Below are 23128 nucleotides of genomic sequence, written 5' to 3' on the forward strand. Positions count from 1 at the left end.
CGCCGACTTGCTTACGTTCATGCGACATGGCAACAAAATTGGACAGGAAAGGTGTATTGGCGGGGTGCGATCCGTTAAAATAAGAGCATTCCTTCTTTTTCTCCCCTATTTCCTGACATGACTCAAGACGAATTGAAACAAGCCGTGGCACGCGCCGCCATCGCCTACGTGGTCGACGGCGAGATCATCGGCGTTGGCACGGGCTCCACCGCCAATTTCTTCATCGATGAGCTGGCCACCATCAAGGACCGCATCAAGGGCACGGTGGCTTCGTCCGAAGCGACCGCGGCGCGCCTGCGCGGCCACGGCATTGCCGTGTACGACCTGAACGACGTGACCGAGATTGCCGTCTACATCGACGGTGCCGACGAGATTACCGCCAGCGGCGCCATGATCAAGGGCGGCGGGGCGGCCCTGACGCGCGAGAAAATCGTCGCCTCCGTGTCGCGCCAGTTCGTCTGCATCGCCGACGGTTCCAAGCTGGTGCAGACCATGGGCGCCTTTGCGCTGCCGGTCGAAGTGCTGCCAATGGCGCGCGCGGCCGTGATGCGGCGCCTGGCGGCCCTGGGCGGCCAGCCGCGCCTGCGCCTGAAACCCGGCACCGAACAAGCCTTCATTACCGATAACGGCGGCGAGATCATCGACGTGGCCGGCCTGACGATCAGCGCTCCGGCCGGACTGGAGCAACAGATCAACCAGATCGTCGGCGTCATCGCCGTCGGCCTGTTTGCCCAGCGCGGGGCCGACGTGTGCCTGCTGGGAACCAGCGAAGGCGTCAAGACGCTGACGTTTTAAGCCATCCAAGACATCGATTCGGCAAGAAATCGATCAGACATGATGTTAAAGAAGTAGTTCAACGACGGGGATAACATGAAGCGATTGCTTTTGGCGGTGATGTGTGTGGCGGTGCTGGGCGGCTGTTCGTCGGGCAGGAAACAAAAAGTCGAGGCGCGGCCCGCGCCCGTGAAGATGGCGGCGCCGGTGCAAGCGCCAGCGCTTGACGCCAAGGGCCAGCCGATTGCGCATGTGCCGTTCCGCCCGGGCGTTTCGTCGGTCACGGTGGAAAACATGGCCAAGAAGCAGGGTTGTACGGGTGGCGTGGGTGCCGGCCTGATGACGCCGCCGGGCCCGGTCGAGGTGTACCGCATGGTGTGCAATAACCGGACCATTTTCCAGGCCAAGTGCGAATTGCGCCAGTGTAAGCAGATCTGAAGCGGAAATAAGGCAGGAGTGGCGCTGTCCCTGCGGGGCAGCGCCGTGATGCTGGCGCGATCAGTCGGCCGGTGGGACGTAGCCTTGGGCAGCGTCGGCGCCGTCGCCGAAGAAATGCTTTCCCATCTGCGTGGCCAGGTATTTGCGCGCGCGCTGGTCGGCCAGGTTCAGGCGGTTTTCATTGACCAGCATGGTCTGGTGCTTGAGCCATGCCGCCCAGGCTTCCTTCGACACCGATTCCCAGATTTTCTTGCCCAGTTCGCCCGGGTAAGGTGGGAAGTCGAGTCCTTCGGCTTCCTTGTTCAGTTTGATGCAATGGACGGTACGGGCCATGTGTACTCCTCAAGCGGATAAGTGTAAAGGCGTGATTATAAAGACTTAATCAGTACTTGGGATTTGCGCTGCCAGTTATACATATGCTGGCGGTCCTTGGGCAGGGCGTCGACCGTGGCCGGCTTGAAGCCGCGCTTCTGGAACCAGTGCGAGGTGCGCGTGGTGAGCACGAACAGCTGCTTGAGGCCAGCCGCGCGGGCGCGGTTTTCCACGTGCTTGAGGATACGCTCGCCGTCGCCCTGGGCCTGCACTTCCGGGTTCACGGTCAGGCACGCCATTTCGCCCATTTTCGATTCCGGGAACGGATACAGGGCGGCGCAGCCGAAGATCACGCCATCGTGCTCGATGACGGAGAACTGGTCGATCTCGCGTTCGATCAGTTCGCGTCCGCGCTTGACCAGCGTGCCGTCCGCTTCCAGCGGTTCGATCAGCTTGATGATGCCGCCCACGTCTTCGATGGTGGCGCGGCGCAGGCTTTCCAGGTTTTCGTGGCTGATCATGGTGCCCACGCCATCGTGGGTGAATAGTTCGAGCAGGGCCGAGCCATCCATCTCGAACGGCACGATGTGGGCGCGTGGCACGCCGCTGTTGCAAGCCTTGATGGCGTGCTGCAGGTAGAACGCGGCGTCGGCCGGCAAGAAGCCCGCCTGCAGCACGGCTTCGGCCTGGTGCGAGGACAGTTCGCGGATTTCGGCGCCGCCTTCATCGAGCATCATCGGGGTTTCGGTGATGAACACGAGTTTGTCGGCGTGCAGGGCGATCGCGGCCGACACGGCCACGTCTTCCATGGTCAGGTTGAACGCTTCGCCGGTCGGCGAAAAGCCCAGCGGCGAGAGCAGCACCGGGCTGTCGGTGGCCAGGATCGCGTGGATGGTCTCGGCGGCGATCTTGCGCGGCATGCCGGTCAGTTCGAGATCGACCCCATCGATCACGCCCAGCGGACGGGCGGTGACGAAGTTACCCGAGATGATGCGGATCGCGGCGTGCGCCATCGGCGTGTTGGGCAAGCCCTGGCTGAAGGCGGCCTCGATGTCGAGGCGCAGTTCGCCGGCCGCTTCTTTCGCGCATTCGAGGGCGGCGGTGTCGGTGATGCGGATGCCGTTGTGAAAACGGCCTTCGACGTTCCTTAGCGCGAGCTGCTCGGCGACCTGGGGCCGCGAGCCGTGCACGATCACGACCCGGATATCGAGCGCCACCAGCAGCGACAAATCCTGGGCCAGCACCGGCAACGCGCCGGCGGTGACGAGTTCACCCGGAAAGGCGACCACGAAGGTCTTGCCACGGAACGCGTGGATGTACGGCGCGACTGAGCGCAGCCATTGGACGAATTGGTTAGGGGTTTCCATTTGGCGCATTATAATTCGCTGCGCGACTTGCGCGCTAAATTCATGTAAAAACAATGTCAGAACAGAGTAACAAGCCTTCCACACCGCCGTCGCCACCTGTCGCCACGCCCCGCAATGCCAGCGAGGCGCCTCAAGCCGTGCCGCGTTCGTCCCAGTCTCGCCAGCCGCGCGCGCCGCGCCAGCCGGGGGAGGGCGAGCGCCCGGGCGCCGGGCAGCGTCCACCAAGGGAAGGTCAGGCGGCGGGCGGGCGTGCCCCGGGCGAGCGTGCCCCGGGCGATCGTGCCCCGGGCGATCGTGCCTCGCGCGAAGGCCTGCCAGCCGGTGAACGTGCGGCGCGTGCCCCGCGTCCATCACGGGAAGGCCAACCGGCAGGTGAACGCGCGCCGCGCGAAGGCCAGCCAGCCGGCGAACGTGTGGCGCGTGCCCCGCGTCCACCGCGTGAAGGCCAGCCGGATGGTGAGCGTGCGCCGCGTGAAGGTCAGCCAGCAGGTGAACGTCCGGCGCGCACGCCGCGTCCACCGCGTGAAGGCCAGCCGGCAGGTGAACGTGCGCCGCGCGACGGCCAGGCTGTCGGTGAGCGTGCCCCGCGTGAAGGCCAGGTTGCCGGTGAACGTCCGGCGCGTGCGCCGCGCGAGGTGTTTCGCACGCCACTGCCGCCAATTACCTTTCCCGAGGACTTGCCGGTCTCCGGGCGCCGCCAGGACATTGCCAAGGCGCTGCTGGAGAACCAGGTCATCATCGTCTCCGGCGAAACAGGTTCCGGCAAGACCACCCAGCTGCCCAAGATTTGCCTGGAACTGGGACGCGGCCAGAAGGGCCTGATCGGCCACACCCAGCCGCGCCGGATCGCCGCGTCGTCCACCGCCAAGCGCATCGCGCAGGAACTGGGCACGCCGCTGGGCGTGCACGTGGGCTTCAAGGTGCGTTTTACCGACACCTTGCAGCCGGGCGCCTCGGTCAAGCTGATGACGGACGGGATCCTGCTGGCCGAAACCCAGACCGATCCGCTGCTCAAGAACTACGACACCATCATCATCGATGAAGCGCACGAGCGCAGCCTGAACATCGACTTCCTGCTTGGTTATCTCAAGCAGTTGCTGCCGCGCCGTCCCGACCTGAAAGTGATCATCACCTCGGCGACGATCGATGCCGACCGTTTCGCGCGCCATTTCGCCAACGGCGACAAGCTGGCGCCGGTGATCGAAGTGTCGGGCCGCCTGTACAAGGTGGAAGTGCGCTATCGCCCGGTCGACCGCGATCCGGTGGCGGCGACGCCGCCGCCGGCGGCGGGCAAACCGATGCCCAAGGCGCAGGCCGCGCGCGACAAGCGCGACCTGATGGACGCGGTGGTCGATGGCGTCGACGAGTTGTGCCGCATCGGCTCGGGCGACGTGCTGGTGTTCCTGCCGGGCGAACGCGAGATCCGCGATTGCGCCGAGGCGCTGCGCAAGCACCATCCGCCGCACGTGGAAATCCTGCCGCTGTTCGCCCGCCTGTCGGTCGAGGAGCAGGAAAAGGTCTTCAAGATCACCAATGCGCGCCGCATCGTGTTGGCCACCAACGTGGCCGAGACCTCGCTGACGGTGCCGGGCATCCGCTACGTGGTCGACGCCGGCCTGGCGCGCGTGAAGCGCTACAGCTTCCGCAACAAGGTCGAGCAATTGCAGGTGGAGCCGATCGCGCAGTCGGCCGCTAACCAGCGCGCCGGCCGGTGCGGGCGCGTGGCCGACGGCGTCTGCATCCGCCTGTACGAAGAAAACGATTACCTTCAGCGCCCCAAGTTCACCGAGCCGGAAATCCTGCGCTCGTCGCTGGCGGCGGTCATCCTGCGCATGAAGTCCCTGCACCTGACCGATGTGGAGACCTTCCCGTTCATCGAGCCGCCGCAGGGGCGCGCGATCGCCGACGGCTACCAGCTGCTGCAGGAAGTGGGCGCGGTCGACGAATCGAACGACCTGACCCCGCTCGGCCACAAGCTGGCCAAGCTGCCGCTCGACCCGCGCGTCGGACGCATGATCCTGGCCGCGCTGGAAAACGCCTGCCTGACCGAGATGCTGATCATCGCCTCGGCGCTGTCGGTGCAGGACCCGCGCGACCGGCCGATGGAGCACCAGCAGGCGGCCGACGAGGCGCACAAGAAGTTCGCCGACGAGAAGTCCGAATTCCTCACCTATATCAAGATCTGGACGTGGTTCGAAGGGGCCATCGAGCACAAGAAAACCAACCGCCAGCTGATGGAAAACTGCCGCACCAATTTCCTCTCGCAGGTGCGCCTGCGCGAATGGCGCGACGTGCATTCGCAGCTGCTTACCATCGTCAAGGAGCAGGGCTGGCGCATGAACGAGCTGCCGGCCACGTACGAGAACCTGCATACGGCCCTGCTTACTGGCCTGTTGGGGAATATCGGCTTCAAGTCCGAGGATGAGCCGGGCGCCGGCTACCTGGGCGCGCGCGGCATCAAGTACCACGTGTGGCCGGGTTCTTCGCTAACCAAAAAACCGGGCAAGTGGATCATGGCGGCCGAACTGGTGGAGACCACGCGCCTGTACGCGCGCTGCGTGGCCAACATCGCGCCCGAATGGATCGAGCGGGTGGGCAGCCACCTGCTGAAAAAATCGTGGGGCGAGCCGCGCTGGGAAAAGCGCGCCGCGCAGGTCACCGCGTCCGAACGCGCGACCTTGCACGGGCTGGTGATCTACAGCCAGCGCCGCATCAACTACGGCCAGTTCAATCCCGCCGAAGCGCGCGAGATCTTCATTCGCGATGCGCTGGTGGCGGGCGACTACGATACGCGCGCGCCGTTTTTCGCGCATAACCACAAGCTGATCAAAGAGATCGAAAACCTGGAGCACAAGTCGCGCCGTCTCGACGTGCTGGTGGACGACCATCTGATCGCCGCGTTCTACGACAAGCTCATTCCGACCGATGTGGTCAACGGCGCCGGCTTCGAGAAGTGGCACAAGGACGCCACCTTCAAGGAACCGAAGCTGCTGTTCCTGAACCGCGACGAATTGATGCGGCACGAGGCGGCCGGGGTGACCACCGAATTGTTCCCGAAAATGATGTCGGTGACCGGGATCGAGATGCAGCTCACCTACCATTTCGAGCCGGGCAGCCTGCGCGACGGGGTCACGCTGGCGGTGCCGCTGTTTGCGCTGAACCAGTTGCCGCGCGAGCGCGCCGACTGGCTGGTGCCGGGCATGCTCAAGGAGAAGGTGCATCTGCTTTTGAAATCGCTGCCGCAGAAGCTGCGCCGCCATTGCGTGCCGCTGCCCGATTACGCGGCGCGCTTTTGCGAACGCGTGCACGAGGCGGGCAAGTTCGGGCGCGGTGACCTGATCGACGCGATCATCGCCGATATCCGCTCGCAAACGAGCCTGATGGTGATGACGACCGACTTCAAGCCCGAAACGCTGCCGGCGCATCACTTCATGAATTTCAAGGTGATCGACGAGCACGGACGCCAGCTCGACATGGGATGCAACCTGGCGACTTTGCAGGCCGAATTCGGCGGGCAGGCGCGCCAGAGCTTCCAGAAGCTGGCGGAAGTGTCGATTCCGGCGGCGCCGGGCAAGGTGCAGGCGACGGCCACGAGCGTTTCGGCGGCGGCGCCGGCGTCATCGGCGGCGGGTTCGGCTGCGGCCTCGCAGGCGAACGCGCCCAAGGTCAGCCAGCATACCGGCCTGACCTCGTGGACCTTCGGCGAATTGCCGGAGCTGCTGGAAATCGTGCAGGGCAAGCTGACCCTGATCGGCTTTCCGGCGCTGGTCGACAAGCAGACCCACTGCGACCTGGAAGTGTTCGACGACCCGACCGTGGCCAGCGCCACTCACCGTGTCGGCCTGCGCCGCCTGTTTGCGTTGCAGTTCAAGGAGCAGATCAAGTTTGTCGAGAAGAACATTCCTGGTCTGCAGCAGATGGGCATGCAGTTCATGGCGATGGGCTCGCAGGAAGAGTTGCGCGACCAGATCATCCAGAAGGCGATCGATATCGCCTGCCTGCAAGATCCGCTGCCGACCGACGCGGCCTCGTTCAACAAGCGCAAGGACGAAGGCAAGTCACGCCTGACCTTGCTGGTGAACGAGATTGCACGACTGGTGTCGCAAGTGTTGACCGAGTTCCATGGCTTGCCCAAGAAGCTGCAAGGCGTGCAGGCGCAGGCCGCGGCCGACATGCAGTCGCAGTTGCAGGGGCTGGTGCACAAGCGCTTCCTGATCGATAACGATTACGCCCAGCTTGCGCATTTCCCGCGCTATCTCAAGGCGATCAATGTGCGACTGGAAAAACTGCGTGCCGATCCCACGCGTGACGCCAAGCTGATGGCCGAGTGGACCCAGTCCGCCAGCCACTTCATGCGCGCCGCGCGCGACCGTCTGGCAGGGAAGAACACCGATCCCAAGATGGTGGAGTTCCGCTGGATGCTCGAAGAACTGCGCGTGTCGCTGTATGCGCAGGAATTGCGCACGCCAATGCCGGTGTCGGCCAAGCGCCTGCAAAAGGTGTGGGAGTCGATGCAGCGCTGATCCAGGCGCAGGCGTGCGGAAGCCACAGGCATGCGGAAGCCACAGGCATGCGGAAGCCGCAGGCGTGCGTCTTATCCAGGTTGAGGCTCAGACGTACGGAAGCCGCAGGGCGCCACGCGTGGACACTTTCGGCCGGCGTGCCCGGCTATTCGCGCGGGTCACACGGGTGCGCGCGGGGACGCCGCACTGGCGCCCGCGCCGTCAGCGCTTATTCGTCAAGCACGCTTCATAGTCCGGCGCCCATGCCGCTCGTCCCCGAGCCGCCGCCCATGCCGCTCGTGCCCGAGCTGCCGCTCATCGTGCTCGTTCCTGCGCCGCTCATGCCGGACTGCGTGGCCGTGCCCATGCCGCCGCCGGTGCTGTTGTCGATGCCGTAAAACCCGTGTATCTGGTTGGCCCAGCCGACATCGCTCATGTCCGGCCAGGCATCGGGATCGAAGCCGGGCGCGTTTTTCAGGCGCTCCTTTTCCACATTGAGCACGAAGCGCTTGTTGACGGTGTCGAGGTGCAACGCTTGCCACGGCACCGCAAACAGTTTTTCGCCCAGCCCCAGCATGCCGCCGAAGGCCAGCACCGCATACGCGACTTGCCCGCTGCGCATGTCGAGCATGATTTCCTTGATCTCGCCCAGGTCGTCTTCCTGGGCATTGACCACGTTGTCGCCGATCAGGGTGTCGGCGCCCATCAGGGCAGGGCCCGGACCGGCGCTGCCTTTGTACATGCCATATTTGTCGCGCTCTGTGTAATTCATCTCGTTCTCCTGGTGTTTTTGGGTGTGCGGACCTCGCCGGCCGCAGTCCTTATGCAAACAGACTAGGTTTTTGCGCAAGCCGTTCTTTGATATGCCTCAATGGTGTCGGCCCGCACGCGTCTCCCGCCGATGTTGCTTTTTTGTTCATCGGACCCGCTAAGCGGCGCAACGCACGGAGCGGCGCCATGGGTCCACGCTATGCTGGTTGAAAGGAGCCCGTCACCATGTTCGTCACCGCACGCTGCAACCCCGCCGGCCCGCTCGGCAAACCGATTCCCACCCGCGCGTCCGCCGCCATCCTGTGGGCGCGCCTGCACCAGCGCGTGATGGTGCGTTTGCGATGGTAAAGTCGAGCGCCCCCTTGCTGCGCAGCCTGATGCGCGTGGGGAAAAAACAGCAACGCTCGGCCGCGCGCCTGCTCACGGCCCTGTTTGCGCCGCCCAAGCCCGCGCCCAAAGCGCGCGCCAAACCGAAACCCGCCTCCACCAGCGCGCCCAAGTCCGCGCAGAAATCCAGACCCGCTGCCACAAGCGCGCCCAAGCCCGCGCCGAAACCCAGACCCGCCGCCACCGCCGCATCCACGCCGAAACCCACACCAGCGCCGCGCGCCGCGCCGGCAGCTTTGCTCAAAGACGCGCCAGCGCCGGGCAAGTGGCTCACTGCGCGCTACGCCGGCCAGAGCGGACAAGTGCTGCGCCCGATGAGTTACTGGTTGTATCTGCCCGATGGCGCGCCGCCGCTCTCGGGCTGGCCGCTGATCGTCATGTTGCACGGCTGCGAGCAGAGCGCCACCCAGTTTGCCCAGGGCACGCGCATGAACCAGATGGCGCAAAAAGCCGGCTATGCCGTGCTGTACCCGCAACAATCGCTCACTGCCCATCCGCGCCGTTGCTGGAAATGGTATGACCGCGCTACCCAGCAGGGCGGCGGCGATGTGCCGGTGATTGTCGGCATGATTGGACAAGTGCTGGCCGCGTACGGCCTGGACCGCTCGCGGGTGTTTATCTGCGGGATGTCGGCGGGAGCGGGCATGGCCAATATCGTCGCGCTCAACCATCCGGAGCTGTTCGCCGGGCTCGGGCTGCATTCGGGGCCGCTGTATGGCGCGGGACACAGCACGGTCGGAGCGCTTGGGGTCATGCAACATGGTAATGGCGCGCGGGTCGACAGCGCCATCGCCGAGGTGCTCGAACGGCGCCCGGACTTTCCATCCATGCCGACCATCCTGATCCAGGGTGACGACGACCGGGTGGTGCGGCCGGTCAACCAGGTGCACTTGCGGCGCCAGGCGATGCTGCTCAATGATTTGCCGGCGGCGACGCCGGTGCGGGTGGTGCACAAGGCGGGCGGGCGCAGCGGCTTGCCGCACCAGCTGCACGATGTGTATCGCGGACGCAAGCTGATGCTGCGCGTGGCCCAGATCGCCCAGCTGCAGCATGCCTGGAGCGGGGGCGACGCGCGCCTGTCGTTCAATTCGGCGGCGGGGCCGGATGCCAGCAAGATGCTGGTCGATTTTTTCGGCAAGCACCGGCGTTGACCTTGGTTTGTTTCTGGGCAATGATGCGCACCTATTCATCCCTGCCGGAATCCACCCATGCGCCACTGGTATGCAAATCTAGACAAGAAAAATGTTTTCGCGACCGGCGTCGGATTGGTGGCGCTCTGCGGGTTGATTGTTGCCTTGATTTTTACGTTCCTGCCCGAGTCCGAGCATATAGTGGGGAGGTCGGTATTCTGTTGCGCCGTGACGGTGCCGATAGCGCTGTATTACTGGATTGGAAAAGGCGCCGTCGAGCTGGGTATCGATAGCTGGACCGACTGGTTGTGCGTGTCTTTGGGCTTCTTGCTGCTGTTCATCCTGTTTATCGCAATCGATTACGGCTTGTACAATTTTTCTAAGAAGGAAATCGTGCCTGATCAGTCAGGGTTTGTCATTGGCTTAAGTACTCTTGTTGTATTAGGCATGGCCCTGATGGTCTTGCCCGGCGCCCTGCGGGCGTGGTTGCTGCAGAGATGATGCTTGACTGGAAAAATTTCTAATCAGAGGTCTGACCCCGGTTGTAGGAGGACGCTGGTACGCACGATAGGCCTTGCCAAATTGGTAGTGACAGAGTACTGTATAAACATACAGTACTTTTGTTGATCTGACCATGAGCTCCCCTGATTTCCTTGCCGCGCCCGAGACCTTGCATCCCGCCCTGTGGCGCGCTTCCCAGCTGGCCCATGCCGGCACGCGTTGTGTCGACAGCGGCCATCCCACCCTGTCGCCCCAGTTGCCCGGCGGCGGCTGGCCCAGCGGCTGCCTGGTCGAACTGCTGCTGCAGCAAAGCGGCATCGGCGAATTGCGCCTGCTGCGCCCGGCCCTGGCCAAGGTCGCCGAGCGCCGCATCGTGCTGCTGCAGCCACCCCATCCACCCCAGGCGCTGGCGCTGGCCGCACTCGGGCTGCCCCCTTCCCGGATGATCTGGGTGCGCAGCCCGCGCAATGCCGATGCCCTGTGGGCGGCCGAGCAGGTGTTGCGCAGCGGTAGTTGCGGCGCGCTGCTGTTCTGGGCCAGCCATGCGCGTCCCGATGCGCTGCGCCGCCTGCACCTGGCGGCCCAGTGCGGCGAAGCCCTGTTCTTCCTGCTGCGCCCGCTCGCGGCGGCCCAGGATGCGTCGCCCGCGCCGCTGCGCCTGAGCCTGCGTCCGGCCCCCGGCGGGCTCGATATCGGTTTCGTCAAACGCCGGGGACCGCAGCGCGACGCGCCGCTGTTCCTGCCCCTGACTCCTTCTTTACTGCAACGCCATGCGACTCTGGATCGGCCTTTACCTGCCCCGGCTCCCGCTCGACGTATTCAGCCCGCACTGGTCGGCTGACGCCGCCAGCGTCGTGCTGGAACACGGGCGCGTGCTGGCCGCCTCGCCGCTGGCGCGGGCGGGCGGGGTGCGCGAGGGCATGCGCCGCGGCGGCGTGCTGATGCTGCTGCCGGCGGCGCGCCTGCACGAGCGCGAGCCCGTGCGCGAGGCGGCGGCCATGCAGGCGCTGGCCATGGCGCTGCTGCAATACACGCCCCAGGTCACCCTGGCCGAGGAAGCGAGCTTGCTGATGGACGTGGGGGCCAGCCTGCGCCTGTTCGGCGGGGTGCGCGCGCTGTGCCGGCGCATCCGCGCCAGCGTGCGCGCGCTTGGCTTCAGCGCCCGTCTGAGCTGCGCGCCGACGGCGCGCGGCGCCTGGCTGCTGGCGCGCGGCGGCAGCGGCCACGCGCTCGGCATGGCATCGCTGAAACGTCGCCTCGACCTTCTGCCGGCCGCCTTGCCGCTGCCGGCGCGCCCGTTTGCCGCCTGGCTCGAGGGCATCGGCTGCCTGTCGCTGGGCCAGCTGCGGCGCCTGCCGCGGCCGGGCTTGCAGCGCCGTTGCGGCGGCGCCTTGCTGGGCGTGCTCGATGCCGCCTACGGCATGACGGCCGAGCTGTTCGACTGGATCGCCGCGCCCACCAGCTTCCAGGCCCGGCTGGAATTGTTCGACCGGGTCGAGCAGGCCGATGCCCTGCTGGCCGGCGCCCACAGCCTGCTGCTGCAAATGACGGGCTGGCTGTGCGCGCACCAGCTGGCGGTGGGGCGCATCGTGCTGCTGCTCGAACACGAGCGCGGCAGGGTGGCGCGCCCGCCCACCGTGCTCGACATCATCCTGGCCGAGCCGACCTGGCGCGATGAGCATCTGGTGCGACTGCTGCGCGAGCGCCTGGGCAGCCTGAGCCTGGAAGCGCATGTGATCGGCCTGGTGCTCGAAGCGCCCGAGGTGCAGGCCATGGCCATGCCGAGCGAGTCGCTGTTTCCCGAACCCGGCGGCAGCGAGCAGGACCAGTGGCGCATGCTCGAACTGCTGGTGGCACGCCTCGGTCCCGAGAATGTGCTGCAGGCGGCCCCGCGTGCCGATTACCGGCCCGAGCTGGCCAACCGCTGGGTGCCGGTGCAGCGCACGCGGCGCACGGCGCAGCAGCAGACGCAGCCGCAATTGCCGCCGGACTTGCTCAGCCTGCCGCGCCCGGCCTGGCTGCTGGCCAAGCCGGTGGCGCTGCTGATGCGCGATCACCGGCCGTTTTACGGCTCGCCCCTGCGCATGGCCTCGACCCCCGAGCGGATCGAGGCGGGCTGGTGGAGCCAGTCGCAGACGCGCGATTACTTCATTGCGCAAGGGCAGGATCATGCCCATTACTGGGTCTACCGCGAGCGCATCGCCGGCGCCGATGGCGATAGCGCGCCGCGCTGGTTCCTGCATGGCTTGTTTGGTTAAGGCAAGCGGCAGCGGTAACGCTAGCGGGGTAAGATGCCTGGATTCTTTATGGACGAGGAGCGCGAATGTACAGCGAAAAACAAGCGTTTACCGGCGCCGATGGCCACACCCTGGCGGCCCGTCTGGATGCGCCCGACGGTGCGGCGCGCGCCTATGCGCTGTTTGCCCATTGTTTTACCTGTGGCAAGGATGTATTTGCGGCCAGCCGCATCGCCCAGGCCCTCACCGAGCACGGCATCGCGGTGCTGCGCTTCGATTTCACGGGGCTGGGCGCGAGCGAAGGCGATTTTGCGAATACCAATTTTTCATCGAATGTGCAGGATCTGGTGGCTGCCGCCGCGTTCATGCGTGGCGCGCTCAAGGCGCCCGAGATCCTCATCGGACACAGCCTGGGTGGCGCCGCCGTGCTGGCCGCCGCCGCCAGCATCGACGAGGTGCGCGCCGTCGTGACCATCGGTGCGCCCAGCGATCCCTCGCATGTCAGCGGCTTGTTCGGGAACCAGCTCGGGCTGATCGAAGCCGATGGCGAGGCCCTGGTGCAACTGGCCGGGCGGCCGTTTACCATCAAGCGCCAGTTCTTGCGCGATGCCGCCGAGCAGAATCTGAACGCCAGCACGAGCCAGCTCAAGCGCCCCCTGATGGTCATGCATGCGCCGCAGGATTGCACGGTCGGGATTGAAAATGCGCTGCATATTTTCCAGGCGGCCAAGCATCCCAAGAGTTTCGTGTCGCTCGACGATGCCGATCATTTGCTCACGAGCAGGGACGATGCGGTATGGGTGGCGGGGATGATTGCGGCGTGGAGCGCGCGCTATGTGAGCGCGTAGGAGGAGAACGATGCCGCTGCCGGCTGCGAGCGAAGCAGGGTTCGCGGGAATGCGCGCCACGGCGTACATTCAAGACATCGTTGCTCGAGATCGTTAATTTGGATTGCTGCGGGGCGCCGAGCCCTGTGCGGGCAGGACGGCTTGGAAGTCAAGGGGCATGCAGCACGGCGCGCGCCCTGTTTCAAGCGGCGCGGCAAGGTTGTGGGAGGGGGCGACGCGCTTTATTCGTCGTCGAATTCTTCGGCCAGGTTCTTCCAGCCCTTGAGCTTGGCGAAGGCGCTGAATTCTTCGGGCGCTTCCAGTACGATCAGCTTGCGCTCTTGCAAGCCCGGGTCGCTGTGCCCAAAGTTCGGCCCCACGTAGCCCAGCGCGCGCAGGCGGTCGATGATGTTGCCGACGAGGACCTTGTCCTTGTACAGCCCACCTTCGATCGGCGCGGCGAAGTCCACGTACACGTCAATAATCCCGTATCCCTCGTCGAAAATGCGGATCGCCTTGACGTCGTGGGAATGGCTGCTGCTGTCGCTGGCCTTGAACGGGCCGCTCAGCTGGATGTCGGTATCGGTAGTCATAAGGCGCAGCATAGCACCATCAGCGCGACACGGTATTGCGCCCCTTGTGCTTGGCCCGGTACAGCGCCTGGTCGCCCCGCTCGTAGGCCGCAGCTTGCGCAAGTACATCATCGGCATCGTGCGGATACAGGAATGCCAGCCCGATCGACAAGGTCACCGTGCCATACGGATCGTTGGCCAGGTGGGGGATGGCCTCGGCCGCCAGCGCCGCGCGGATGCGCTCGGCCAGCTCCACGCTTTCCTCTTCGGTGTTGGCGGTAAACAGGCAGGCGAATTCATCGCCGCCGAGGCGGAACGCCAGGTCGCCCGGCCGGGTCAGGGTGTGCCGGATCGCCTGCGCCACGGCGGCCAGCACCATGTCGCCCTGCGGATGGCCGTGCGTGTCGTTGTACCCCTTGAAACGGTCGACGTCGGCCAGCAGCAAGGTCAGCAGGCGTTGATCGCGCTGCGCGCGCCGCTGCTCTTCCACGAAACGCATATTGAAATAGCGCCGGTTCTTGAGCCCCGTCAATTCATCGTTCAGGCTGTCGGCCTGGGCCGTCCGCACCTCGGTGATGTCGCTCGACACCGCGCAGGTGGCAATCACGGCGCCACTCTCGTCGAACAAGGGAAACTTGACCGTGGCATAGGTGTGCGGGGAGCGGTCGCGGTGGTACACGGTTTCTTCTTCGTGGATGGGGCGCCGTTCGGCGGCGGCGCGCAGGTCGTTGCGCCATAACTGCTCGGCAATATCCGGCGGGAACAGGTCGAACACCTTGCGGCCCACGAAGGCGGCCGCGTCGTAGCCGTCCAGGACCTCGAAGTGGCGGTTGGCCATGAGAATCGTGCCATCGAGCGACTTGGCCGAGATCAGCAGGGGCGCATGGTCGAGTAGCGCGCGGAAGGTGCGTTCGGATGCGCGCAGCCGCCCCAGCTCCTGGCGCAGCAAGGCGTTTTCTTCCGACAACTGGGCGATTGCCTGCGCCTCGGTCGGCGCTACCTCGATGCTCGTACTCATTGCGGCGGCTTCAGGAGGGCCGTGCTTGACGGCAATGCTCCAGAATATACCAGTGTCTGCCGGCATGGACAGCAATGCCGCAAACAATCCGGCGCCGCCCGGCCGGAGTGTGGTTTTCCGCCTACCCGGATCAGCGCCGTGCTTGCAGGATGGCATCGAGCCGGTCCTGGCTGCCGGGAATGCGTTCCAGGCGCGGATAGCGCAAGCCGCCCTGGTAATCGAGTGCCACGGTGCGGAAAGTGCTACCTTTCTTGACAAGCAAGCTGAGCGGAGACTTGCCGTCGCGCGCGGCCTTCACGGCCGCTTTCAGCAGTTCCGGCTTGTAGGCACGGTTGTTGACAGCCACGATGCTGCTATTGCCCGACAGCCCGGCGCGAAAACCCACGCCATCCCATTCGATGCCCTCGATCGTGCCATCGTTCTTGACGGAAAAGCCAAGCGAGTAGCTGAAGTCGCTCATCTTGTTGCGTTCTTCCTGGCCTTTGATGAGCTCGGTGGGGGTGTCGGTATACACCAGCTTCCAGCCCGCGCGGGCCAGGCCGTCGAGCGGCGCGCCCGCGGCATTGCCGTCGAGCTTGGCGCGCAGGAAGGGCGCCCAGTCGAACGCTTGCACCGATGCCAGGGTGCGCACGACCTCGTCGAACTGGTAATAGGCGGGGCCGACGCTGCCATTGTCGATGCCGTAAAAGAGGCGCGCGAAATCGTCCAGCGAACGCTGCTCGCCGGACAGTTCGCGGATGCGCGTGTCGACGTCCAGCCAGATCAGCATGCCTTCGACGTAATAATCTTCGCTGCGTTGCCAGTTGCTCCAGCCCAGCGCGCGGCGCGCCTGCACGATCGGGTCGTTGACGGTGTCCTGCAAGGTGCGCCAGGCGCGGCCCCGCACGTGGTCGTAGCGCGCGGCGTAGGCGGCGATGGCGTCGCGGATGCCGGCCGCCGACACCAGTCCCGAGCGCGCCGCCAGCACATTGCCCCAGTACTGGGTCTGGCCTTCGTAGACCCAGAGCAGGCTGTTTTGCAGTGGCACGTTGAAGTTCGGCACATCCTGGTCGGCCGGACGGCGGAACTTGCCGTTCCAGGAGTGGGTGTACTCGTGCGGCAGCAGGTCGCGTCCCGCTTCGCTCTTGGCCCAGTCGGTGAAGTAGCCGGGCTTGACCCCGTTCTCGCTCGACTGGTGATGCTCGCGCCCGATGCCGCCGAAGTCGTCGGACAGGGCAAACAGGAAATCGTAATGCTTGTAATGGCGGGAGGCGAACAGCTTGGCGGCTTCCTGCACCAGCGCGCGGTGCGGGGCGATCTGTTCCGGCTTGGCGTCCAGGCTTTCCGGATTGTCGGCCACGATGTTCAGGTGCACCGGTACGGCGGCGCCGGGGTCAAGGTCGATGCGGCGGAAGTGGCGGCCCGCGAACACGGGCGAATCGATCAGCGTTTCCAGGTCGAGCGGCTTGAAGCTGATTTCATCGCCCCGGCGCGCGGCGGTTTCGAGCGCGGTGCCGTATTGCCAGCCATCGGGCAGCTTGAGCGAGGCTTGCACGGGAATGCGGCGGCTGAAGTAGCCGGCCGGATACAGGGTCATGGCTTGCCATTGCACGCCGAGCATCTCGCTGGTCATCGTGACGCGGCCCTGGGCCGGCTCGACCGGCGACAGGAACTGGTATTCGGCCTCGACAGCGGTGGCGCCCTCGGGCACGGTCAGGTGGAAGGCATGCACCTGGACCGGATCGCGCGTCCACGCCAGCGGCTTGCCGCCGGCCGACAGGCGCAGGCCGGCGAGCTGGTTCAGCGGTCCGCTGGGGCCGTGGTTGCCGGGGACCCACTGCGGATACAGCAGGGTCAGCGGACCCGGCGCGGCCGGGATGGTGGCGCGGATGCGGAAAATCTGTTGTCCGACATTGGTGGCGTCGACCTTGAGCACGATGGTGCCGGGGTAGGGCAGGTCGCGCGGGGCGGGCACGTCGGCGCGCGCCGGCAGGGCCAGCGTGGCCAGCAGGGTCAGTGCGCAGGCGGCTGGAATGGCGGACGGAAGAAGGCGGCGAAGCGGAAAGGGCATGGGCGTGTCAATACGGTAAGGATCGGCAATGTCTGCGGGTATTCGCAGGCGACCATGATTCTACCGAAAGCCTTGCCTCCCCGGTGTGCGCCGCGACCGGGTTCGCCAACGGTCGGGGCAATATCGCGCGGCACGCAATACGGCATGTTTTGCGTCCGATGCGTGAGCGGCAGCGCCATCACCGCCTTGCGCGCGGGCGGAATGAGTTGCAAATCGTTACGGGTGTGGCGGCTTCTGGGTCTATCCCCGGCGCTCCCCTGCGGCAAAGCGTCTTATTTCGCTGTCTGGTTTTGTCTTATTTTGTCTTATTTTGTCTGGTTTGAACGAACTGGCTGCGGCGCTGTCAAATAAGACAAAATAAGACAAAACGAGACAAAAATGGACACGCAAACGAGACGCTTTGCCGCAGGGGGAGCGCCAACAAAAGACCACACGCTGGCACGGCTGGTTGCCTATTCGCATGCCACCGGCAGCAATGTTTCCGTCGACCAGGCCTTGGGCATGGCCATCGATGCCTGGCTGGCGGCCGAGGAAGCGCGGGCGTCGCGCACCATGGCCGACGGCAGCGCAAAAGGGACTCAGTGGAAGTGCCTGTTCCTGCCGGATACCACCCAAATCCGCATGAGTTTCGATGGCCGGACCGAGTATGCGGAGGTGGTCGGTGACACCATCGTCCACCGTGGCCGCAGCGTTTCGCCGCGCGGCTTGACGCTCGCCATCGCCGGGGATGGGCGCAATGCGTGGCGCGAACTCGTCGTCCGCCGCCCGGGGGATGCTGGCTGGCTGGCTGCGCGCGTCGGTCTTGCGGGCCCGCATCGAGCGCGCCTCGCGGCAGGCGCAGCCGCAACCGGCCACGCCCGCCGACAGCATGGCGGCCGCCGCGCGCTGCATGTCGGACGCCTTGCGCAGCGCGCTGGCGGTGGTGGAGCACGTGAACGTCCAGGCGGCGCAGCAGTACGAGCGGCGCGCCGAGCGCCACCGCCGCGCGGCCGACAAGATGGGTGAAGACTGCGCCTTTGATTGATGCCCGTTGCCGCGCTGCTGTTTGCGCTGAACCGCATGCGCCGTGGCGACGGAGAGTTCGATGCGCTCGCCCTGCCGCAACCGCCGCAACCGCCGTAGCGCTTGCGTGAGCCACCGCTATCGCCGCAGCGCTTGCATGAGCCACCGCCGTGCCGCAGTGCTTGCATCAGCCACCGCCGTGCCGCAGTGCTTGCATCAGCCATCGCTATCGCCGCAGCGTTTGGATGAGCCACCGCTGTGCCGCAGCGCTTGCGTGAGCCACCGCTATCGCCGCAGCGCCTGCATCGGCCCCCCAGTTGCCGCAGCGCTTGCATCGGCAATCGCTGTTGCCGCAGTGCTGCCGCTTCCCGCCGGGGGGGCGTGCACGGCCAGCGTCCGGACACTGAATCGTTTTTGCCTCAGGCCCACATTTTCAAAATATTTTTTGGTGCATTGGGCAAAAAATCGTATTTTTCAAGGCCTTGAAAACCCTTGCCGGCGCCATTAGATTGGATTCAACGGATGCTCCACGGAGGTCCGTCAACTTATCGCTTAACTTCTAAAAGGATATTTATCATGCGTACATTCGACCTGACTCCTCTCTATCGTTCCGCTATCGGCTTCGACCGTCTGGCCAACATGCTGGAATCGCAGCGCGCCGACGCGCAGCCCAGCTATCCACCGTACAACATCGAACTGGTGAGCGACGACAAGTACCGGATTGTGATGGCACTGGCTGGCTTCGACCGCTCGGAAGTCGAGATCATCGCCGAGCGCGACAGCCTGCAGATCACCGGCCGCAAGCAGAAAGAGGACACGCAGCGTACCTACCTGCACCGCGGCATCGCGGCACGTGATTTCGAGCAGCGCTTCCAGCTGGCGAACCACGTCAAGGTCACCACCGCCTCGTTCGACAACGGCATGCTGACAATCGAACTGGTGCGCGAAGTGCCCGAGGCCCTCAAGCCGCGCAAGATCGTCATCGACAGTGGCGACAATGTGCAGGTGCTGGAGCAGCGCCAGGCGGCCTGACCAGGCCCAGCCCGGCTTGTAGCGAGCCGGGCTAAGTGACACCGGGGCGCCCGCAGCAAGGGGCGCCCCGTTCCACGTGCGCTGCGGAGGTTCTCTGTTGTCGGAAACAACTTGCGGCACGCGACGTGAAATTAAGATAACCCTAAGTCTGCTGCCGCATCATTAGATCATCGACCAGGCATCAGGTGGTCACGAAGAAGGTACTTGGCAAACAGCAGTCAACGCACGCAGAAAACGCATGCAGCAAGCGCATCAATAAACAACAAGCCTCATTGACCACACGGTCACTGAGCATATCCTTTCAAACCAGGAGTACGTCCATGCATAACGAAGGTGCCATCACTGTCATCACCGCTAAGCGTCTCACGCTTGCCCTTGCCGCCGCCGGCGCCATCGGGGGAGCGGTTGGTGCGATCGCGGTCAACCATAACAACGCAGTCGCTTCGTCCGCTGCCGTCGCGCCCGCCACACCGCTGGTCCCTTCGGCAATACCCGCCGCCACGGGCACGCCGGTCAATCCAGGCGCCCCCGCGCCGGTCGCGGCCGGCGTCGTGTTGCCCGACTTCACCGCGCTGGTGTCGCGCAACGGCCCCGCCGTTGTGAATATCCGCGTGATGGGCAGCACCAAGACGGCCATGAGCCAGCAGCGCGGCCGCGGCATGCCGCAATTTGACGAGGACGACCCGTTTTTCGAATTTTTCCGTCGCTTCCAGGGGCCGCAGATGCCCCGTGGACAACAACGCGACACGCCCGTTTTTGGCGCCGGTTCCGGGTTCATTATCAGCCCGGACGGTGTCATCCTGACCAATGCGCACGTGGTGCGCGACGCCAAGGAAGTCACGGTCAAGCTGCAGGACCGGCGCGAATATCGCGCCAAGGTGCTCGGCTCGGACCCCAAGACCGATGTGGCGGTGCTCAAGATCGATGCCAAGAACCTGCCGGTGGTGCCAATCGGCAAATCAAGCGATCTCAAGGTCGGTGAATGGGTGCTGGCGATCGGTTCGCCTTTCGGCCTGGAGAGCTCGGTCACGGCCGGCGTGGTCAGCGCCAAGGGCCGCTCGCTGCCCGACGATAGCCAGGTGCCGTTCATCCAGACCGACGTCGCCGTCAATCCCGGCAACTCGGGCGGTCCCCTGTTCAATACCAAGGGCGAAGTGGTCGGCATCAATTCGCAGATCTATAGCCAGACCGGCGGCTATATGGGCTTGTCGTTCGCCATTCCGATCGACGTGGCTTACCGCATCAAGGACCAGATCGTTTCCACCGGCAAGGTGCAGCATGCCAAGCTCGGCATAGCGATCCAGGAAGTGAACCAGGGCTTCGCCGATTCCTTCAAGCTCGATTCGCCCGAAGGCGCGCTGGTGTCGAATGTGGAAAAAGGTGGCTCGGCCGACAAGGCGGGCATCAAGTCGGGTGACATCATCCGCAAGCTGAACGGCCAGCCGATCATTGCCTCGGGCGACTTGCCGGCCATGCTCAGCGTGGCCCAGCCGGGCGACAAGGTCAGCCTCGACGTCTGGCGCGACGGCAAGATCGTGCGCATCGATGCGCGCCTGGCCAATGCCAGCGACAAGGTGGCGCAGGACGAGCGCGAACCGGCCGCCGGCGCCGACCAGAGCGCGAAACTGGGCCTGGCCCTGCGTCCGCTCGACCCCAACGAGAAGCGCCAGTCCGGCATCGCCTCGGGCCTGGTGATCGAGGATGCGGCCGGCGCCGCCTCCAATGCCGGGGTCCAGCCGGGCGATGTTTTACTGTCCGTCAATGGCCGCGCCGTCAATTCGGTCGAGCAGGTGCGCGATGTGGTGGGCAAGGCCAGCAAGTCGGTGGCCTTGCTGATTCAGCGCGGTAATGACAGAATCTTCATTCCGGTGCGGATCGGGTAATTGTGCCTTGTTCCGCCAGCCGGTTCGAGAAAGAAGGATGTGATGCGGCTGCTGCTGGTGGAAGACGATACGATGATCGGCGAAGTGGTGCTCGACCTGCTCAGGGCCGAGCACTACGCCGTTGATTGGGTCAAGGATGGCGAAATGGCCGACACGGCCCTGCGCCAGTCGCAAAGCTACGACCTGGTCTTGCTCGACCTGGGGCTGCCGCGCAAGGATGGCCTCGACGTACTGCGCGCCATGCGCACGCGCAAGGACCGCACCCCGGTGCTGGTGGCGACCGCGCGCGACGCGGTCGAGCAGCGCATTGCCGGCCTGGACGCCGGGGCCGACGACTACGTGCTCAAACCCTACGACCTCGACGAGTTGCTGGCGCGCATACGCGCCTTGCTGCGGCGCGCTGCCGGACGTGGCGAACCCATCTTTGAATACAATGCCATCAGCATCAACCCCGCCACCCGCGAAGTGCAGGTCGACGGCACCGCCGTGACCCTGTCGGCGCGCGAATGGGCGGTGCTCGAAGCGCTGATCGCCCGTCCCGGCGTGGTGCTATCGCGCGCCCAGCTCGAAGAAAAATTGTACAGCTGGCGCGATGAAGTGAGCAGCAATGCGGTGGAAGTCTATATCCACGGCTTGCGCAAGAAGCTGGGCAGCGAACTGATCCAGAACGTGCGCGGGGTCGGCTACATGGTGCCCAAACTATGAACCTGGCGCACTCGCTGCGCGGCCGCCTGTTGTGGTTTTTGCTTGCGGCCATCAGTATTGCCGCCGTTGCCCAAGCCTCGATCGCGTACCGCACGGCCCTGTCCGACGCCGACCAGATTTTCGATTACCACATGCAGCAGATGGCCTTGTCGCTGCGCTCCAGCGCGCCGCTGGCCAATACCGAAGCGGCGGCCAATGTCGAAGCGGACGCCGAAAACAACGACTTGATGGTGCAAGTCTGGACCCCGGACGGGGTGCAGGTATTCCGCACGGTATCGCGCGCGCGCTTGCCGCAGCACGCGGTGCTGGGTTTTTCCAACGTCAAGGCCAACAACACCACCTACCGCGTGTTCTCGGTGCAAACTAGTACCCAGACCCTGCAAATCGCCCAGGACATGGCGGTGCGGCGCAATATGGCCGGCAACCTGGCGCTGCGCACGGTCGGGCCGATCGCGGTGATGATGCCGATCCTGATGCTGGTCGTGTGGTGGGTGGTGAGCGGTTCGCTGCAACCGGTGGCGCGCGTGCGCGCCCAGGTGGCGGCGCGCCAGGCCGACGATCTCTCGCCGGTGTCGGAAGCCGATCTGCCGGACGAAGTGTTGCCGCTGGTGCAGGAATTGAACCTCTTGTTCGGGCGCGTGAAAACCGCCTTCGACGCCCAGCAGCATTTCGTGGCCGACGCCGCGCACGAGTTGCGCACGCCGCTGCAAGCGTTGAAACTGCAGGCGCTGAGCCTGGAGCGGGCCGACAGTCCGGAAGCGCGCGGGGTGGCCATCGGCCGTCTGACGGCCGGCATCGAGCGCGCCACCCGGCTGGTGGAACAATTGCTGGTGCTGGCGCGCCAGGAGGCGAGTGCGGCCAGTGGGGTCAAGACGCAGGCGGTCGACCTGGCCGAGCTGGCCCGGCGTGCGCTGTCCGACTTGGCGGGCGCGGCGCAGACGCGCGGCATCGACCTGGGGCTCACGCGCGCCGACGTGGTGCAGGTGGCGGGCCAGCCGGACGCGCTGATGATCATGCTGCGCAACCTGGTCGATAACGCCTTGAAATATACCCCGGCCGGCGGCACGGTCGATATCAGCGTGACAGGCGAGGGCAAGGGCGCCAGCCTGGTGGTGGAAGACAGCGGGCCGGGCATTCCGGCCGAGGAAAGAGAGCGCGTGTTCAACCGCTTTTACCGCATCGCCGGCAGCGAGGCCAGCGGCAGCGGACTGGGGCTGGCGATCATCAAGGCCATCGCCGAGCGCCACGGGGCCAGGCTGAACCTGGGCGAATCGGCCAAACTGGGCGGCCTGAGCGTGCGCATCGACTTTCCGGCGGCGAGCAAGGCCGACGCGGGCTGACTGGGGGGCAGACCTCCGACCGCAGCTCCGTCGTTCCCGCGCCAAGGCGGCACTCGGCGGGAACCCAAGTTCGTACCGTAACCGGCGACTCCGCAAACTTGGGTTCCCGCCAAGGGGGCCGCCAAGGCCGGGAACGACGGGGCTAAGACGACGACCTAGGAGTCTGCGCGGCAGACGGAATTTGACCTCGCGAAACCGAGGCGGACGCGGCGAGCCGCGAGGCCGTCTCCGATTTCAGGCTCAAACGTGAGCCGATTTGCCGTGCTTGACAGCGAATTCG

General features: G+C 65.2%; 20 protein-coding genes. 14 read left to right on the forward strand and 6 right to left on the reverse strand.

Translation table 11 applies throughout. The features are described from left to right. Positions 1-117: 117 nt before the first annotated feature. Complete coding sequence (gene rpiA, locus F2P44_RS20195) at positions 118-795, forward strand: ribose-5-phosphate isomerase RpiA (RefSeq protein ID WP_167088840.1); 678 nt, start codon at positions 118-120, stop codon at positions 793-795. A gap of 75 nt (positions 796-870) precedes the next feature. Then, the gene (locus F2P44_RS20200; protein WP_167088841.1) at positions 871-1212 is read left to right on the forward strand and encodes a putative periplasmic lipoprotein; all 342 of its coding nucleotides are present in this window, start codon (positions 871-873) and stop codon (positions 1210-1212) included. Between the two features lie 60 nt (positions 1213-1272). On the opposite strand, the gene F2P44_RS20205 is transcribed toward F2P44_RS20200, so the two are convergent. Beyond that, entirely contained in the window at positions 1273-1545 is a 273-nt protein-coding gene (locus F2P44_RS20205) for an oxidative damage protection protein (RefSeq protein ID WP_167088842.1), read from the reverse strand. A 35-nt stretch (positions 1546-1580) separates the two neighbouring features. Continuing rightward, positions 1581-2891, reverse strand: coding sequence for an amino-acid N-acetyltransferase (argA, locus tag F2P44_RS20210; RefSeq protein ID WP_167088843.1), 1311 nt, complete (start codon positions 2889-2891; stop codon positions 1581-1583). 53 nt (positions 2892-2944) lie between these two features. On the opposite strand from argA, the gene hrpA reads away from it, so the two are divergent. Next, positions 2945-7414, forward strand: a complete 4470-nt coding sequence (gene hrpA / locus F2P44_RS20215) for an ATP-dependent RNA helicase HrpA (RefSeq protein ID WP_229423647.1) — start codon at positions 2945-2947, stop codon at positions 7412-7414. Between the two features lie 226 nt (positions 7415-7640). Here the strand turns inward: hrpA and F2P44_RS20220 are convergent, their stop codons facing one another. Then, positions 7641-8165, reverse strand: a complete 525-nt coding sequence (locus F2P44_RS20220) for a PRC-barrel domain-containing protein (RefSeq protein WP_167088844.1) — start codon at positions 8163-8165, stop codon at positions 7641-7643. A gap of 224 nt (positions 8166-8389) precedes the next feature. On the opposite strand from F2P44_RS20220, the gene F2P44_RS36160 reads away from it, so the two are divergent. From F2P44_RS36160 to F2P44_RS20245, 6 genes are all read left to right on the forward strand, one after another. Further along, a complete protein-coding gene (locus tag F2P44_RS36160; protein WP_267877619.1) occupies positions 8390-8512 on the forward strand; it encodes a hypothetical protein in 123 nt (40 codons plus the stop codon). Further along, positions 8506-9702 (forward strand): extracellular catalytic domain type 1 short-chain-length polyhydroxyalkanoate depolymerase, encoded by a 1197-nt coding sequence (locus F2P44_RS20225; protein WP_167088845.1) that lies wholly within the window; start codon positions 8506-8508, stop codon positions 9700-9702. Before F2P44_RS36160 ends, F2P44_RS20225 begins: the two co-directional genes overlap by 7 nt. Before the next feature lie 57 nt (positions 9703-9759). Beyond that, positions 9760-10182 carry a hypothetical protein gene (locus F2P44_RS20230; RefSeq protein ID WP_167088846.1) on the forward strand — a complete coding sequence of 141 codons (423 nt, stop codon included), beginning with the start codon at positions 9760-9762 and terminating at the stop codon, positions 10180-10182. A gap of 133 nt (positions 10183-10315) precedes the next feature. After that, positions 10316-11023 (forward strand): translesion DNA synthesis-associated protein ImuA, encoded by a 708-nt coding sequence (imuA, locus tag F2P44_RS20235; protein WP_167088847.1) that lies wholly within the window; start codon positions 10316-10318, stop codon positions 11021-11023. After that, positions 10953-12440: a Y-family DNA polymerase gene (locus F2P44_RS20240; RefSeq protein ID WP_167088848.1), complete on the forward strand. Its 1488-nt coding sequence runs from the start codon at positions 10953-10955 to the stop codon at positions 12438-12440. Before imuA ends, F2P44_RS20240 begins: the two co-directional genes overlap by 71 nt. Before the next feature lie 65 nt (positions 12441-12505). After that, on the forward strand, positions 12506-13267 hold the full coding sequence (locus tag F2P44_RS20245) for an alpha/beta hydrolase family protein (protein WP_167088849.1): 762 nt from the start codon (positions 12506-12508) through the stop codon (positions 13265-13267). A 221-nt stretch (positions 13268-13488) separates the two neighbouring features. On the opposite strand, the gene F2P44_RS20250 is transcribed toward F2P44_RS20245, so the two are convergent. The 3 genes from F2P44_RS20250 to F2P44_RS20260 form a co-directional block, all read right to left on the reverse strand. Next, the gene (locus F2P44_RS20250; protein WP_054264689.1) at positions 13489-13839 is read right to left on the reverse strand and encodes a hypothetical protein; all 351 of its coding nucleotides are present in this window, start codon (positions 13837-13839) and stop codon (positions 13489-13491) included. 19 nt (positions 13840-13858) lie between these two features. Then, positions 13859-14836, reverse strand: a complete 978-nt coding sequence (locus tag F2P44_RS20255) for a sensor domain-containing diguanylate cyclase (RefSeq protein WP_167088850.1) — start codon at positions 14834-14836, stop codon at positions 13859-13861. Between the two features lie 130 nt (positions 14837-14966). Next, a complete protein-coding gene (locus F2P44_RS20260; RefSeq protein ID WP_167088851.1) occupies positions 14967-16886 on the reverse strand; it encodes a M61 family metallopeptidase in 1920 nt (639 codons plus the stop codon). Positions 16887-17622: 736 nt separating this feature from the next. Between F2P44_RS20260 and F2P44_RS20265 the strand changes: the two genes are divergently transcribed. The 5 genes from F2P44_RS20265 (at position 17623) to F2P44_RS20285 (ending at position 22848) form a co-directional block, all read left to right on the forward strand. Further along, entirely contained in the window at positions 17623-17910 is a 288-nt protein-coding gene (locus tag F2P44_RS20265; protein ID WP_167088852.1) for a hypothetical protein, read from the forward strand. Between the two features lie 554 nt (positions 17911-18464). Further along, a complete protein-coding gene (locus F2P44_RS20270; RefSeq protein WP_167088853.1) occupies positions 18465-18920 on the forward strand; it encodes an Hsp20 family protein in 456 nt (151 codons plus the stop codon). Between the two features lie 320 nt (positions 18921-19240). Further along, entirely contained in the window at positions 19241-20803 is a 1563-nt protein-coding gene (locus F2P44_RS20275; protein WP_167088854.1) for a DegQ family serine endoprotease, read from the forward strand. 42 nt (positions 20804-20845) lie between these two features. After that, the gene (locus F2P44_RS20280) at positions 20846-21508 is read left to right on the forward strand and encodes a response regulator (protein ID WP_167088855.1); all 663 of its coding nucleotides are present in this window, start codon (positions 20846-20848) and stop codon (positions 21506-21508) included. Next, complete coding sequence (locus tag F2P44_RS20285) at positions 21505-22848, forward strand: ATP-binding protein (RefSeq protein ID WP_167088856.1); 1344 nt, start codon at positions 21505-21507, stop codon at positions 22846-22848. Before F2P44_RS20280 ends, F2P44_RS20285 begins: the two co-directional genes overlap by 4 nt. Positions 22849-23128 lie beyond the last annotated feature (280 nt).

Source organism: Massilia frigida (genome assembly GCF_011682175.1).
Lineage (GTDB): Bacteria > Pseudomonadota > Gammaproteobacteria > Burkholderiales > Burkholderiaceae_D > Telluria_A > Telluria_A frigida.